13 protein-coding genes and 1 other annotated feature are annotated in these 15,360 nt (G+C 49.3%); all 13 genes read left to right on the top strand.

The window, feature by feature from the left end; all coding sequences use genetic code 11:
* Positions 1 to 17 precede the first annotated feature (17 nt).
* The 13 genes from secE (at position 18) to fusA (ending at position 15,289) form a co-directional block, all read left to right on the top strand.
* On the top strand, positions 18 to 227 hold the full coding sequence (gene secE, locus FHT67_RS28400; protein WP_091190672.1) for a preprotein translocase subunit SecE: 210 nt from the start codon (positions 18 to 20) through the stop codon (positions 225 to 227).
* 23 nt (positions 228 to 250) lie between these two features.
* Positions 251 to 784: a transcription termination/antitermination protein NusG gene (gene nusG / locus FHT67_RS28395; RefSeq protein ID WP_015847240.1), complete on the top strand. Its 534-nt coding sequence runs from the start codon at positions 251 to 253 to the stop codon at positions 782 to 784.
* A gap of 51 nt (positions 785 to 835) precedes the next feature.
* A complete protein-coding gene (rplK, locus tag FHT67_RS28390) occupies positions 836 to 1,261 on the top strand; it encodes a 50S ribosomal protein L11 (protein WP_015847239.1) in 426 nt (141 codons plus the stop codon).
* 140 nt (positions 1,262 to 1,401) lie between these two features.
* On the top strand, positions 1,402 to 2,094 hold the full coding sequence (gene rplA / locus FHT67_RS28385; protein WP_132313310.1) for a 50S ribosomal protein L1: 693 nt from the start codon (positions 1,402 to 1,404) through the stop codon (positions 2,092 to 2,094).
* Positions 2,095 to 2,113: 19 nt separating this feature from the next.
* Positions 2,114 to 2,266: a sequence feature (ribosomal protein L10 leader region), on the top strand.
* 60 nt (positions 2,267 to 2,326) lie between these two features.
* Positions 2,327 to 2,830, top strand: coding sequence for a 50S ribosomal protein L10 (gene rplJ / locus FHT67_RS28380; RefSeq protein WP_167202040.1), 504 nt, complete (start codon positions 2,327 to 2,329; stop codon positions 2,828 to 2,830).
* 91 nt (positions 2,831 to 2,921) lie between these two features.
* A complete protein-coding gene (gene rplL / locus FHT67_RS28375; protein ID WP_127497473.1) occupies positions 2,922 to 3,281 on the top strand; it encodes a 50S ribosomal protein L7/L12 in 360 nt (119 codons plus the stop codon).
* A 101-nt stretch (positions 3,282 to 3,382) separates the two neighbouring features.
* Entirely contained in the window at positions 3,383 to 3,988 is a 606-nt protein-coding gene (locus tag FHT67_RS28370; protein WP_132313312.1) for a class I SAM-dependent methyltransferase, read from the top strand.
* A 293-nt stretch (positions 3,989 to 4,281) separates the two neighbouring features.
* Positions 4,282 to 7,845, top strand: coding sequence for a DNA-directed RNA polymerase subunit beta (gene rpoB / locus FHT67_RS28365; protein WP_127497477.1), 3,564 nt, complete (start codon positions 4,282 to 4,284; stop codon positions 7,843 to 7,845).
* Positions 7,846 to 7,919: 74 nt separating this feature from the next.
* Entirely contained in the window at positions 7,920 to 11,567 is a 3,648-nt protein-coding gene (gene rpoC / locus FHT67_RS28360; protein WP_481856740.1) for a DNA-directed RNA polymerase subunit beta', read from the top strand.
* 251 nt (positions 11,568 to 11,818) lie between these two features.
* Positions 11,819 to 12,049: a ribosomal L7Ae/L30e/S12e/Gadd45 family protein gene (locus tag FHT67_RS28355; protein WP_132313316.1), complete on the top strand. Its 231-nt coding sequence runs from the start codon at positions 11,819 to 11,821 to the stop codon at positions 12,047 to 12,049.
* A gap of 156 nt (positions 12,050 to 12,205) precedes the next feature.
* Positions 12,206 to 12,625, top strand: a complete 420-nt coding sequence (gene rpsL, locus FHT67_RS28350) for a 30S ribosomal protein S12 (RefSeq protein ID WP_132313318.1) — start codon at positions 12,206 to 12,208, stop codon at positions 12,623 to 12,625.
* Between the two features lie 64 nt (positions 12,626 to 12,689).
* Positions 12,690 to 13,160, top strand: coding sequence for a 30S ribosomal protein S7 (gene rpsG, locus FHT67_RS28345; protein WP_132313320.1), 471 nt, complete (start codon positions 12,690 to 12,692; stop codon positions 13,158 to 13,160).
* 53 nt (positions 13,161 to 13,213) lie between these two features.
* Positions 13,214 to 15,289 carry an elongation factor G gene (gene fusA, locus FHT67_RS28340; RefSeq protein WP_132313322.1) on the top strand — a complete coding sequence of 692 codons (2,076 nt, stop codon included), beginning with the start codon at positions 13,214 to 13,216 and terminating at the stop codon, positions 15,287 to 15,289.
* Positions 15,290 to 15,360: the final 71 nt, after the last annotated feature.

Genomic DNA, 15,360 nt, shown 5'->3' with positions numbered 1-15,360 from the left:
TCATTGGAGGTGTTGACGTGGCATTTTTGGCTAAACTGAAGCAAAGCTTCGGAACAACGTTTAGTTTCTTTGCCGACAGCTGGGCAGAACTTAAGAAGGTTCGCTGGCCAAACCGTAAAGAGTTGACAAGCTATTCGATCGTCGTACTTCTAACGATCGCGTTTGTGACGATTTACTTTTGGCTTCTTGACATCGGGATCTCGTCTCTAGTTGAACTGATTGTTTAAGAAGGGTCCAAAGGTGGATTGGAATGGAAAAAAGATGGTATGTCGTACACACTTACGCCGGTTATGAGAACAAAGTGAAGGCCAATTTGGAACGTCGCCTCGAATCGATGGGCATGGAAGATAAGATCTTTCGCGTTCTGGTTCCGATGGAAGAAGAAGTGGTAGAGAAGGACGGTAAGAAAAAGACCGTTCAACGTAAAGTCTACCCCGGCTACGTCCTAGTGGAGATGGTTCAAACTGACGATTCATGGTATGTTGTTCGCAATACGCCGGGCGTCACAGGATTTGTAGGGTCAACAGGTTCCGGTTCCAAGCCAATCGCGCTTATGCCGGACGAAGTAGAACAAATTCTGAAGCACATGGGCATGGAAGAGCCTAAGCCGAAGATTGAATTCGACCTGAAGGAAACCGTGCGCGTCAAAGTAGGTCCTTTTGCGGATTTCGTTGGTACGGTAGAAGAAATTCTGCTCGACAAATCCAAGCTTAAGGTACATGTCAACATGTTTGGCAGGGAGACCCCGCTAGAGCTGGACTACACTCAAGTGGAGAAGATATAATAATATCCGGTTTCCGTAGTTTGGAATTACTTGTGTAAGGAGGTGTAAGTCATGGCAAAAAAGGTTATCAAAATGGTCAAACTGCAAGTTCCTGCAGGTAAAGCTAATCCGGCTCCGCCGATTGGTCCGGCACTTGGTCAAGCAGGCGTTAACATTATGGCGTTCTGTAAAGAATTCAATGCTCGTACTGCAGATCAAGCGGGATTGATTATCCCGGTTGTTATCACAGTGTTTGAAGACCGTTCCTTCACTTTCGAAACGAAAACTCCACCGGCAGCAGTATTGCTCCGCGTTGCGGCAGGTATCGAAAAAGGTTCCGGTGAACCAAACAAAAAGAAAGTTGCTACGGTTAAACGTTCGAAAGTTCGTGAAATCGCCGAGCAAAAAATGCCTGACCTGAATGCAGCTTCCGTTGAGGCAGCGATGCTTATGATTGAAGGTACTGCACGCAGCATGGGTGTTACAATCGTTGACTAATTGTGTGACTGACCGCTTGCGGTCGGTTATCACATGGGCAGCCGAACAGGCGCAGCCCGGCGAAGCATTATGCTTCGTTTAAGTGGGAGGAGTCCCAATAGGGGAATTTTCCGCTACAACCACAAAGGAGGAAAACTCAAATGGCTAAACACGGCAAAAAGTATGTAGAAGCTGCTAAGCTGATTAACAGCGAAGCTACTTACGAGTCTTTGGAAGCAATCGAGCTTGTGAAGAAAGCCGCTACAGCGAAATTCGACGAGTCCGTTGAAGTAGCTGTGCGTCTGGGCGTTGACCCTCGTAAACAAGACCAAGCGGTTCGTGGCGTTGTTGTACTTCCGCATGGTACTGGTAAAACAAAACGTGTTCTGGTATTCGCGAAAGGCGATAAAGCAAAAGAAGCTGAAGCTGCTGGCGCTGATTTCGTTGGCGATTCCGACATGATCAACAAAATCCAACAAGGCTGGTTCGAATTCGACGTCTGCGTAGCAACGCCGGACATGATGGCTGAAGTTGGTAAACTGGGTCGTATCCTCGGCGGTAAAGGCCTTATGCCTAACCCTAAAGCGGGTACGGTAACATTCGACGTTACTAAAGCTGTTCAAGAAATCAAAGCTGGTAAAATCGAATACCGTCTTGATAAAGCAGGTCAAATCCATGCTCCTATCGGCAAGGTTTCCTTCGACGCAGAAAAACTTAACGAAAACCTTAAGTCTCTGATCGATGCTCTGAACCGTGCTAAACCGGCAGCAGCTAAAGGGGTTTACCTGAAAAACATCTCCGTTTCTTCGACAATGGGCCCTGGCGCTCGCGTCAACGTAGCGGCTTACCGCTAAGTTTCACGAGAACGGAAATTAAATTCGAATACGCATACCGTAGACAGTAGGTGCCGCAAGGCTTAATTTCCTACCGAGGTGTTATGATAAATACAGCTTGCGCGTGATTAACTTCACGGCAGCGATATATCATGGCCTTCGCAGTCGCTGTGGAGGCCTTTCTCATGCACCCTAGGCTTTAGGAAGCTCGTCATATAAACGGGATGTACAACTATTACAGGAGGTGTACAGTTTGGCTAACGTTAAAATCATCCAAGAGAAACAACAAGCGGTTGAAGAAATCACATCGAAGCTTCGTGAGAGCTCCAGCACTGTTGTTGCTGACTACCGCGGATTGAACGTTGCGCAAGTAACTGAACTTCGTAAACAACTGCGTGAAGCAGGTGTTGAGTTCCAAGTTCTGAAAAACTCGCTCGTTCGCCGTGCGACTGAAGCTGCGGAATTGTCCGATCTGAACAGCATTCTGGTTGGTCCTACAGCCATTGCTTTCAGCGTGAACGATGCTGTAGCACCAGCGAAAATCTTGAACGATTTCGCTAAAAAGAACGACGCCCTGAAACTTAAAGGCGGCGTTGTTGAAGGTAAAGTAGTAGGTGCGCAAGAGATTAAAGCACTGGCGGAACTTCCGTCCCGCGAAGGCTTGCTCTCCATGCTCCTCAGCGTCCTGCAAGCTCCAATGCGCAACTTCGCGCTTGCGGTTAAAGCAGTCGGCGAGCAAAAAGAAGCACAAGCTTAAGTTAAACCGTCGTTTATGTAAACGAACAGCCGACCTTCCCCGGAAGGCGGCGTAAAACCAAAAAAAATCAACCACTTTCGGAGGTATAACCATGTCTAAAGAGCAAATCTTAGAAGCAATCAAAGTTATGACTGTTCTTGAACTGAACGATCTTGTTAAAGCAATCGAAGAAGAATTCGGCGTTACAGCTGCTGCACCAGTTGCAGTAGTAGCAGGCGGCGCAGCAGAAGTTGCTGAGCAAACTGAATTCGACGTTATCCTTAACAACGCTGGCGCTTCCAAAATCAACGTAATCAAAGTGGTTCGCGAAATCACTGGTCTGGGCCTGAAAGAAGCTAAAGACCTGGTTGACGGCGCTCCTAAACCAATCAAAGAAAAAGTTGGCAAAGAAGAAGCAGAAGCGGTTAAAGCTAAGCTTGAAGAAGCTGGCGCTGCTGTAGAAGTGAAGTAATTTCGCTTCAAGCTATAATAACGGGCCCCTTGAAACGTCACGTTTCAAGGGGTTCGTTGCATGTTCAAGACTTGTAGCTCAAGAGGCAGGAGGCCAAAAGAATGTCGGACCACTATTACTCCCAAACGCCGGGAGTGAAGCATGATAGGCAAGTGCATGAAGCAAAGCTTCGGGGATTCGCTCTGCGGTTTGTGACGGATGCTGGCGTATTCTCGAAATCTGGCGTCGATTATGGCAGCCGCGTGCTGCTGGATGCGCTCGTTCTGGAGCCGTCTGCTAGAGTGCTTGATGTCGGGTGCGGTTACGGGCCCATCGGATTAACCGCGGCTAAGCTTGCGCCGGAGGGGCATGTAACCATGATCGACATTAATGAACGTGCGGTTGAACTGTCGAAAGAGAATGCAAAGCTTAACGGCATTACGAATGTTACGGTTGTCCAAAGCGATATCTATGAATCGGTGAAGGATAACCGTTACGATGTGATCTTGACCAACCCTCCTATCAGGGCAGGCAAACAGGTCGTCCATCGTATTTTTGAAGAGGGGTACAACCTATTAAATCCCGGCGGCAAGATGTGGGTCGTTATTCAGAAGAAGCAGGGCGCACCTTCAGCGGAGGCCAAGCTGGAAGCGCTGTTTGGCGATGTGGAAGAAGTAACGAAGGAAAAAGGCTATCGGATATTTTTAGCAACAAAATCTATGGCTTGATTTTCTTGACTTGACTTTTCAGATATGATAGTATTATTAAATGTCAGCATTAAATTGGGCTCAATCTCTTTAGCTAACTAAAATGTCAAGTGCGAATTTTGGCGCGGAATGCATATTTCTTGCACATTTGACGTATAATGTTTACATTTTGGGCAAAATTACTTGATATGGAACCATCGCGCCGCGCTGCGTTTGGTTGGCTGCCGGAACACGCTCTTTTTTCGAACTATTCGATAAGGGCTTTTCTTTATTTAAAGTAGTGACGCAGTAGATATCGATGCTGTGAGACAGACATGAGGGGTGAGGTTAAGTTGGCAGGACAACTTGTTCAGTATGGTCGGCGCACGCGGAGAAGTTACGCCCGGATCAACGAGGTGCTGGAAGTCCCGAACCTGATTGAAATCCAACAAAAATCGTACGAAAAATTCTTGGATAACGACTTGCTTGAGTTGTTCCAGGATATTTCGCCGATTCAGGACTTTACGGGCAATCTATCGCTTGAGTTTATCGACTATAGCTTGGGCGAACCGAAATATTCGGTCGATGAATCAAAGGAACGCGATGTGACGTACGCTGCTCCACTGCGCGTTAAAGTACGGCTCTTCAACAAAGAAACCGGCGAAGTGAAGGAACAAGAAGTGTTCATGGGCGACTTCCCGCTGATGACAGAGACCGGTACGTTCATTATTAACGGGGCGGAACGTGTTATTGTCAGCCAGTTGGTTCGATCCCCAAGTGTGTACTTCAGCACGAAGGTTGATAAGAACGGGAAGAAAACATACACGGCAACGGTAATTCCGAATCGCGGAGCTTGGCTCGAGCTTGAGACGGATGCTAAGGACATCATTTACGTTCGTATTGACCGGACCCGGAAAATACCGGTGACGGTGCTTTTGCGCGCTCTTGGTTTCGGAACCGACGCTGAGATCTTAGAATTGCTCGGCCATGACGAGTATATTCGCAACACGCTGGATAAAGACAACACAGATTCGACGGAGAAAGCGTTAATTGAAATCTATGAACGCCTTCGTCCAGGCGAACCGCCTACTTTGGACAATGCGAAGAGCTTGCTTGTTGCTCGTTTCTTTGATCCAAAGCGTTACGACCTGGCTAACGTCGGCCGTTACAAAATAAACAAAAAGCTTCACATCAAGAACCGACTGTTTAACCAACGTCTTGCTGAGACGCTGGTTGATCCGGGTACGGGCGAGATTATCGCGGAAGCTGGCCAAATGATTGACCGCCGCCTGCTGGACGAGATCCTCGACAAGCTGGAGAAGAACGTCGGCTTCAAAACCTACCATGTTGCTAATGGTGTGCTGGATGCTGATAGCATTCCACTTCAAGCGATCAGTGTATACTCGCCGCTTGACGACGCGAAGGTTATCAAGGTCATCTCCAATGGCGTTATTGATAAATCCGTTAAGCATATTACGCCGGCGGACATCATTTCGTCCATCAACTATTTCATCAACCTCCTTCACGGAGTAGGCAATACGGACGATATCGACCATCTGGGCAACCGTCGTCTGCGTTCTGTAGGCGAACTGCTTCAGAATCAATTCCGTATCGGTCTTTCCCGTATGGAGCGCGTTGTGCGCGAAAGAATGTCGATTCAAGATGCTAACGCGATTACGCCTCAAGCCTTGATCAACATTCGCCCTGTAATCGCATCGATCAAAGAGTTCTTCGGCTCCTCTCAGCTCTCGCAGTTCATGGACCAAACGAACCCGCTGGCGGAACTGACGCACAAACGTCGTTTGTCTGCTCTCGGTCCGGGCGGTTTGACGCGTGAGCGCGCTGGCTTCGAAGTGCGGGACGTCCATCACTCCCACTACGGGCGTATGTGTCCAATCGAAACGCCGGAGGGTCCGAACATCGGTCTGATCAACTCCTTGTCGACGTTTGCACGCATTAACGAGTATGGCTTCATCGAAGCGCCTTATCGTTGGGTAGATCCGAAGACGGGCATCGTAACCGAGCAAATCTCGTATTTGACGGCTGACGAAGAAGACAACTACGTAGTAGCGCAAGCGAACGCGAAGTTGACGGAAGAAGGCAAATTTGTCGATGACAGTGTCATCGTACGTTACAATAAGCAAGCAGATAACATCTTGACCATGCCAAGCGAACGCGTTGACTATATGGACGTATCGCCTAAGCAGGTTGTGTCGGTTGCGACGGCGCTCATTCCATTCTTGGAAAATGACGACTCCAACCGTGCGCTCATGGGATCCAACATGCAGCGTCAGGCCGTTCCGCTTCTTATTCCTAAAGCGCCACTCGTTGGTACGGGAATGGAACACAAATCGGCGAAAGACTCCGGTGTATGTATTGTATCCAAATATGACGGTGTTATTGAACGAGTATCGGCAAACGAAATTTGGCTGCGCCGTACGGAAATGCTGGATGGCAAGCAAGTGGTTGGCGATCTCGTGAAACATAAGCTGCATAAGTTTATGCGTTCCAACCAAGGAACATGTATTAACCAACGTCCGCTTGTGCGCAAAGGCGAAGTGATCAAGAAAGGCGATATTCTCGCTGACGGTCCTTCTACGGAGCAAGGCGAATTGGCGCTGGGCCGCAACGTTGTCGTTGCGTTCATGACTTGGGAAGGCTACAACTACGAGGATGCGATTCTTCTTAGCGAGAAGCTGGTGAAAGAGGATGTTTACACCTCCATTCACATTGAAGAATACGAATCCGAAGCCCGCGATACGAAGCTTGGACCGGAAGAAATTACGCGCGACATTCCGAATGTCGGCGAAGAAGCGCTGAAAAACCTCGACGAACGCGGCATTATCCGCGTTGGTGCAGAGATCGGCGCCGGCGATATCCTCGTTGGTAAAGTAACTCCTAAAGGCGTTACGGAGCTGACGGCGGAAGAGCGCCTTCTTCACGCAATCTTTGGTGAGAAAGCTCGTGAAGTGCGCGATACATCGCTTCGCGTACCGCATGGTACCGACGGTATCGTCGTAGACGTTAAAGTATTTACCCGCGAGAACGGCGATGAGCTTCCACCGGGCGTGAATCAGCTGGTTCGTGTATATATTGCTCAAAAACGTAAAATTTCCGAAGGCGACAAAATGGCAGGACGCCACGGTAATAAAGGGGTTATCGCCCGCATTATGCCGGAGGAAGATATGCCGTTCTTGCCAGACGGCACGCCGGTCGAAGTCGTGTTGAACCCGCTCGGCGTACCATCGCGGATGAACATCGGTCAGGTACTCGAAGTCCATCTTGGTATGGCTTGTAAGCGTCTTGGTCTTCATGCCGCAACGCCGGTATTCGACGGCGCGCGCGAGTATGACGTATTCGATACGATGGAAGAAGCCGGCATGCAGCGTAACGGTAAAACGATTCTGTACGATGGACGTACGGGTGAATCGTTTGAACGCGAAGTTACGGTTGGCGTCATGTACATGATCAAACTGGCGCACATGGTCGACGATAAAATTCATGCCCGCTCGACGGGTCCTTACTCTCTCGTTACGCAGCAGCCTCTGGGCGGTAAAGCTCAATTCGGCGGCCAGCGCTTCGGCGAGATGGAGGTTTGGGCGCTTGAGGCCTATGGCGCAGCCTACACGCTTCAAGAGATTCTTACGGTCAAATCCGACGACGTGGTCGGCCGCGTGAAGACGTACGAATCGATCGTGAAGGGCGAGAACGTTCCGGAGCCAGGCGTTCCAGAATCGTTCAAGGTATTGATCAAAGAGCTTCAGTCCCTTGGTATGGACGTCAAGATCCTTACCGAGAATGAAGAAGAGATCGAAATGAAAGAAATCGATGACGAAGATGACGGAACAAGCGATAAGCTTAACCTCAACTTAGAAGGTGCCGAAGCCGGCGCTGAATAAGCTTTGAATAAAAGGCTGCTCGTCCTTCTTAACCGGAGGGCGTGCAGCCGCCAATTTGTACGACATAGCCATACATGACGAAGGAGGGTTGCTCCTTGTTGGACGTGAACAACTTCGAGTATATGAAAATCGGGCTTGCCTCGCCTGATAAAATTCGCTCTTGGTCCCGCGGAGAAGTCAAAAAACCGGAGACGATCAACTATAGGACGTTAAAACCGGAGAAAGAGGGTCTTTTCTGCGAAAAGATCTTCGGGCCTACAAAAGACTGGGAATGTCATTGCGGTAAATACAAACGTGTTCGTTATAAAGGCGTTGTCTGCGACCGCTGCGGCGTTGAAGTTACACGCGCGAAAGTACGCCGCGAGCGTATGGGCCATATCGAGCTTGCTGCTCCAGTATCTCATATCTGGTACTTTAAAGGCATTCCAAGCCGTATGGGCCTTGCGCTTGATATGTCGCCTCGTTCCCTCGAGGAGATCATTTATTTTGCATCCTATGTTGTGACCGATCCAGGTGATACGCCGCTTGAGAAAAAACAGCTGCTGTCGGAGAAAGAATACCGCAGCTACCGTGAAAAATACGGTTATGGCTTCCAAGCGAGCATGGGTGCCGAAGCCGTTAAGAAATTGCTTCAGGACATTGATGTAGAGAAAGAACTGGAGACACTGAAAGAAGAATTGCGTACGGCCCAAGGCCAACGACGCAATCGTGCGATTAAGCGTCTTGAAGTCATCGAAGCCTTCCGTAACTCCGGCAATGAGCCGGAATGGATGATTCTCGACGTGCTTCCGGTTATTCCGCCAGAGCTTCGTCCGATGGTGCAGCTGGACGGCGGACGTTTTGCAACGTCTGACCTGAACGACCTGTACCGCCGCGTTATCAACCGTAACAACCGTCTGAAACGCTTGCTTGACCTGGGCGCTCCGGACATTATCGTTCAGAACGAGAAGCGCATGCTGCAAGAAGCCGTTGACGCTCTCATCGATAACGGCCGTCGCGGCCGTCCGGTAACAGGCCCGGGCAACCGTCCTTTGAAATCTCTCAGCCACATGCTGAAAGGTAAACAAGGCCGTTTCCGTCAGAACTTGCTCGGTAAACGGGTTGACTATTCTGGTCGTTCCGTTATCGTCGTAGGTCCAAACCTGAAAATGTTCCAATGCGGTCTTCCGAAAGAAATGGCGCTGGAGCTGTTCAAGCCTTTCGTTATGAAAGAGCTTGTGAACAAAGGTCTGGCTCACAATATCAAAAGCGCAAAACGCAAAGTTGAACGCGTAAGCCCGGAAGTTTGGGACGTTCTTGAAGAAGTCATCAAGGAGCATCCGGTTCTTCTTAACCGTGCCCCTACGCTTCACCGTCTCGGTATCCAGGCGTTCGAACCGATTCTGGTTGAAGGCCGCGCCATTAAGCTTCACCCGCTCGTATGTACCGCTTATAACGCGGACTTCGACGGTGACCAAATGGCCGTCCACGTACCGTTGTCGGCAGAGGCACAAGCCGAAGCACGACTCCTGATGCTCGCATCGGGTAACATTTTGAACCCGAAAGACGGCAAGCCGGTTGTTACGCCATCCCAGGATATGGTTCTCGGATCATACTACTTGACGATGGACAACAAAGAAGCAAAAGGCTCCGGCTCGGTGTTCGCTACCGTGAACGAAGCAATCTCCGCGTATCAACGCGGTATTGTATCGCTTCATGCGCGCGTATTCGTGCCTGCTAAAGTACTGAAGAAAACCATCTTTACGGAGCAGCAGCAGAACTCCCTGATTTGTACGACTGTCGGTAAAGTCATTTTCAACGAAATCTTCCCGGAGGATTTCCCTTACATCAACGAAGCTTCCAAAGTGAACTTGCTGCAAGGTACGCCGGATAAGTATTTTGTTTATGAAAAAGGCAGCGACTTGAACAAAATCATGAATGAGTTGCCAATTGCCGGCGGTGTCGGCAAGGAGTATCTCGGCAACATCATCGGCGAGTGTTTCCGTATCTACCATACAACTTTGACATCGGTTATTCTTGACCGGATCAAGCAGCTTGGCTTTACGTACTCCACCCGTGCCGGCATTACCGTTGCGGTAGCGGACGTTGTCGTTCCGGAGGAAAAAGTCGAGATTCTGAAAGAATCGGATGCTAAAGTAGCAGTCGTTATGAATCAGTACCGTCGCGGTCTGATTACAAACGACGAACGTTATGACCGTGTTATCGAAATTTGGAGCAAATCGAAAGACCAAATTACCGATATCCTCATGAAATCGATGGACCGTTACAATTCCATCATGCTCATGGTGGACTCCAAAGCACGGGGTAACAAATCGCAGATCGCCCAGCTTGGCGGTATGCGCGGTCTGATGGCGAACCCGTCCGGCCGTATCATCGAGTTGCCAATCAAATCGAACTTCCGTGAAGGCCTTACCGTCCTCGAGTACTTCATCTCGACGCACGGTGCGCGTAAAGGTCTGGCCGATACGGCGCTTCGTACAGCTGACTCGGGTTACTTGACCCGTCGTCTCGTAGACGTTGCGCAGGACGTTATCGTCCGCGAAGACGATTGCGGTACCGACAAAGGCTTTACGGTTAGCAAAATTCAAGACGGCAAAGAGGTTATCGAGGATCTGTACGACCGTATCGAAGGCCGTTACTCGTTCGAAACGATTCGTCATCCGAAAACGGGTGAGGTTATCGTTAAGAAAAGCGAGCTGATCGACTCCGGCAAAGCCGATGCGATTATCGATGCAGGTATCGAGAAGCTTCAAATCCGTTCCGTTCTTAGCTGTCGCGCGCGTCATGGCGTATGTAAAGTATGCTATGGCCGTAACTTGGCGACTGGCAAGCACGTAGAGATCGGCGAAGCGGTTGGCATTATCGCTGCGCAATCCATCGGCGAACCGGGAACACAGCTGACGATGCGTACATTCCATACCGGCGGCGTTGCCGGCGACGATATTACGCAAGGTTTGCCGCGTATCCAGGAGCTTTTCGAGGCGCGTAATCCGAAAGGTCAAGCGATCATTACCGAGCTCGACGGTGTAGTTAAAGAAATTCGCGAGGCGAAAGACCGCCGCGAAATCGAAGTGCAAGGCGAAGCGGAAACGAAAGTCTACGCGATTACGTACGGCTCGCGTATCCGCGTAACCGAAGGCCAGCAAATCGAAGCAGGCGACGAGCTTACAGACGGTTCGATCGACCCTAAAGATATGCTGCGCATTAAAGGTATCCGCGGCGTGCAAAACTACATTTTGCAAGAAGTACAGCGCGTATACCGTAACCAAGGCGTAGAAATCAACGACAAGCACGTTGAGGTTATGGTTAAGCAAATGCTTCGCAAAATTCGTATTGTCGACGCAGGCGACACTACGCTTCTTCCAGGCGCATTTGTTGACATCCACGAATACGAAGCGGCTAACCGCGAAGCGATCTTTGCGGGTCTCGAGCCTGCGGTTGCGAAGCCGGTATTGCTTGGTATTACGAAGGCGTCCCTTGAGACAGATTCGTTCTTGTCCGCGGCATCGTTCCAAGAAACGACCCGCGTCCTGACCGACGCTGCTATCAAAGGCAAAGTCGACCAATTGCTAGGCCTGAAAGAGAACGTTATTATCGGTAAGCTGATCCCAGCTGGTACGGGTATGAACCGTTACCGCAGCATCAAGCTGGTAGGCCTTGAAGACGAGCCGGAAGCAACTGCAGAAGGCGAATTGGAATCCGAACCCGTAACGATCGAATAGGAACCGCATATTGTTGCAATAGATGAGGAGAGCGCGGCATTCGGCAGGGATGGTTGGTCTTCCCTGTTGATGCCCGCTCTTTTACATGTATAATAATTGATGGGCCTTACCTTTAACCGTGTAAATGAGTTAACCAAAACTTTGCAATCGGACAGAGTACATTACAGCTTGACACTTCTAGTTGTAGGTGATACTATATCGAAGTGTGCCTAATTGTATGATCGCTCTACCGCAAAAGGAAAGGTGATTTCATGCAGTTTAAGGTTGGCGCGAAACAGACGACTAAGATGCTTGAACAGAGTAAAGCTATCGAAGTCTATGTGGCTCGTGATGCAGATCCGCGGATGAGAGAGAAGATCGTTCATCTGTGCGAGCGGTTGAGTGTTCCGGTCAAGTGGATAGATACGATGCAAGAACTCGGGGAAACCTGCGGGATTGATGTCGGAGCCGCTATGGCAGCGCTCATACTTGATGAAGAATAAAGTAGACTCTATTTTTGTTGGTGCAGAATTGAAAGATGATGGACTGACAGAAATTTTTATTTGTTCTTTTATGAACCGCCTGGATCTGTGGGCTTAATTAATTGGGTAAAATGTCTTGCCATTAATAAGACATAATCATGGGAAGGGGGTGGCAACATGCCAACAATTAACCAGCTGGTCCGCAAAGGCCGCCAAGCTAAAGTCGTAAAATCCAAATCGCCTGCTTTGCAAAGAGGTTTTAACGCCTTGAAACGTGAAGCAACGAACATCAGCGCTCCGCAAAAACGCGGTGTGTGCACTCGTGTAGGTACAATGACTCCGAAGAAACCGAACTCCGCACTTCGTAAATACGCGCGCGTACGTTTGACGAACCGCGTAGAAGTTACGGCGTACATTCCAGGTATCGGTCACAACCTGCAAGAACACAGCGTTGTATTGATCCGTGGTGGACGCGTAAAAGACCTTCCGGGTGTACGTTACCATATCGTTCGCGGCGCATTGGATACTGCGGGTGTTAACAACCGTAACCAAGCTCGTTCGAAATACGGTACTAAACGTCCTAAAGTTAAAAAATAATATTAGCAACTAGTTCGGATAAATATTCGGATATTGCGACTAACTAAGAAAGGGGGACTTTCTCATGCCACGCAAAGGTCCTGTTACAAAACGCGACGTATTGCCGGATCCGGTTTACAATAGCAAACTGGTTACCCGCCTTATCAACCGCATCATGATCGACGGCAAACGCGGCGTTGCTCAAACGCTGTTGTATGATGCTTTCACGCTGATCCAAGAACGCACGGGTAAAGATCCAATGGAAGTGTTCGAAGAAGCGTTGAAAAACATCATGCCTGTACTCGAGGTTAAAGCTCGTCGTGTCGGCGGTTCTAACTACCAAGTACCGGTTGAAGTTAAACCAGAGCGTCGTACATCGCTTGGTCTCCGTTGGCTCGTGAACTATTCGCGTAACCGCGGCGAAAAAACGATGGAAGAGCGTCTGGCAGCTGAAATCATGGACGCATCGAACAACACTGGCGCATCCGTGAAGAAGCGCGAAGACACACACAAAATGGCAGAAGCGAACAAAGCGTTTGCTCACTACCGTTGGTAGGATTCTAACCAAAATGTTTGAGTTTAACTCAAAACACGAGAGGAGACAAATTCATGTCTAGAGAGTTCTCCTTGAATAATACGCGTAACATCGGGATCATGGCGCATATCGATGCTGGTAAAACAACAACCACTGAGCGTATCTTGTTCTATACAGGCCGTACTCATAAAATCGGTGAAGTGCATGAAGGCGCTGCAACGATGGACTGGATGGAGCAAGAGCAAGAGCGCGGTATCACAATTACGTCTGCCGCGACTACTGCTCAATGGAAAGGCAACCGCATCAATATTATCGACACCCCGGGGCACGTTGACTTCACAGTAGAAGTTGAACGTTCCCTGCGCGTATTGGATGGGGCCGTTGGCGTATTCAGTGCCAAAGAAGGCGTTGAGCCACAGTCTGAAACGGTATGGCGTCAAGCTGACCGTTACGGCGTTCCACGGATCGCTTACATCAACAAGATGGACATCATCGGTGCAGACTTCCTAAATGTTGTTAAAGACATGCGCGAGCGTCTGCAGGCGAATGCTGTCGCGATTCAATTGCCGATCGGCGCTGAGAGTGATTTCCTCGGCGTTGTCGACATTATCGAACGCGTAGCTTACAAGTACAAAGACGATCTCGGAAGAGATCCTGAGCAAGTTGAGATTCCTGCCGAGTTGGTTGACCAAGTAGAAGAGCTTCGCACGGAGCTGATCGAAAAGGTAGCCGAGCTGGACGAAGAATTGACTATGAAATATCTGGAAGGCGAAGAAATTACGATTCCAGAAATTAAAGCAGCGCTTCGCAAAGGCGTTTGTGAAGTTAAGATCTTCCCGGTTATCGCAGGTTCCTCGTACCGTAACAAAGGTGTTCAAATGATGCTGGACGCAGTAGTAGACTACCTGCCATCCCCGCTCGACGTACCTGCTATCAAAGGTACACTCGAAGACGGCGAAGAGTCGGTACGTCATTCTTCCGACGAAGAGCCGTTCGCGGCACTCGCGTTCAAAATCATGACTGACCCTTACGTTGGTAAATTGACGTTCTTCCGTGTATACTCGGGTATCCTGAAGTCCGGTTCGTATGTTCTTAACGCAACTAAGAACAAACGTGAGCGGATCGGACGTATCCTGCAGATGCATGCGAACAGCCGTCAAGAGATTTCGGAAGTTTACTCCGGCGATATCGCTGCTGCAGTAGGTCTGAAAGATACCATTACAGGCGACACGCTGTGCGATGAGAAGAACCCGATCATTCTTGAATCGATGAACTTCCCTGAGCCGGTTATCTCGGTAGCTATCGAACCAAAAACGAAAGCTGACCAAGACAAGCTTGGTATCGCAATCTCCAAACTGGCTGAAGAAGATCCAACGTTCCGTGCTCACACGGATGAAGAAACGAACCAAACGATCATCTCCGGTATGGGTGAGCTTCACCTTGAAATCCTGGTTGACCGTATGCTTCGCGAATTCAAAGTTGAGACTAACGTTGGTAAACCTCAAGTAGCTTACCGCGAGACGTTCCGTACTGCGGCTAAAGTTGAAGGTAAATTCGTTCGTCAGTCCGGCGGTAAAGGTCAATATGGTCATTGTTGGGTTGAATTCACTCCGCAAGAGCCAGGTCAAGGCTTCGTATTCGAGAATAAAGTTGTTGGTGGATCGATTCCTCGTGAATTTATCGCTCCAATCCAAGCTGGTATCGAAGAGTCGATGAAGAACGGCGTACTCGCTGGCTTCCCGCTCGTTGATGTTAAAGCAACTGTATTCGACGGATCGTACCATGACGTTGACTCCTCGGAGATGGCGTTCAAAATCGCTGGTTCCATGGCGCTTAAAGCTGCTAAGGAAAAATGTAACCCAGTTCTTCTTGAGCCAATCATGAAGGTTGAAGTTACAGTACCAGAAGAGTACATGGGCGACGTTATGGGCATGCTGAACTCCCGTCGCGGTCGTATCGAAGGTATGGATACTCGTGCAGGCGCACAAATCATCCGTGCTAAGGTACCTCTTGCAGAGATGTTCGGTTACTCCACAACTCTTCGTTCCGGTACGCAAGGCCGTGGCGTATTCTCCATGGAGCTCTCGCACTATGAAGAAGTACCACGTTCGATCTCGGAAGAGATTATCGCGAAAAACAAAGGCGCTTAATTTTTAAGCCCTTAAATTCATACCTTTGGTATGCAAGGCCGGGCACAAATACCTTTAGGCATTTGTGTTTG

The sequence above is a fragment of the Paenibacillus sp. BK720 genome (assembly GCF_011761545.1).
In the GTDB taxonomy this organism is placed as follows: domain Bacteria; phylum Bacillota; class Bacilli; order Paenibacillales; family Paenibacillaceae; genus Pristimantibacillus.
Note: the sequence above shows the minus strand (reverse complement) of the source record. Positions and strands in the feature narration are given on the sequence as shown.